The organism is Streptomyces sp. SID12501 (genome assembly GCF_010550245.1).
Taxonomy (GTDB): Bacteria; Actinomycetota; Actinomycetes; order Streptomycetales; family Streptomycetaceae; genus Streptomyces.
Map to the genome: position 1 here is coordinate 1 of NZ_JAAGLU010000447.1, position 505 is coordinate 505.

The 505-nt window shown below is 72.3% G+C and carries 1 protein-coding gene; it reads left to right on the forward strand.

Annotated features, from left to right (window positions below; translation table 11 throughout):
- Positions 1–505, forward strand: a 505-nt coding sequence (locus tag G3I71_RS46700) for a glutamate synthase-related protein (RefSeq protein ID WP_239149793.1), incomplete at both ends; no start/stop codon positions are given.

The following is a 505-nucleotide window of genomic DNA, read 5'->3' on the forward strand; positions in this document are numbered from 1 at the left end:
CGCGTCGTCGTCCAGGTCGACGGCCAGCTGAAGACCGGGCGGGACGTCGTGATCGGCGCGCTGCTCGGCGCCGAGGAGTTCGGGTTCGCGACCGCACCGCTGGTGGTGTCCGGCTGCATCATGATGCGCGTCTGCCACCTCGACACGTGCCCCGTCGGCGTCGCGACCCAGAACCCGGAGCTGCGCGCGCGGTTCACGGGCAAGCCGGAGTTCGTCGTGGCGTTCTTCGAGTTCATCGCGCAGGAGGTGCGCGAGTACCTCGCGGCGCTCGGCGTCCGGTCGATCCAGGAGGCCGTCGGCCACGTCGAGATGCTCGACACGCGTCAGGCCGTCGACCACTGGAAGGCCGAGGGCCTGGACCTCGCGCCCGTGCTCGCGGTGCCGCAGCCCAAGCCGGGCTCGGCGCTGCACCAGGTCAAGACGCAGGACCACGGCCTCGACCGCGCGCTGGACAACCAGCTCGTGGCGCTCGCGGAGCCCGCGCTCGAGCGCGGCGAGAAGGTCC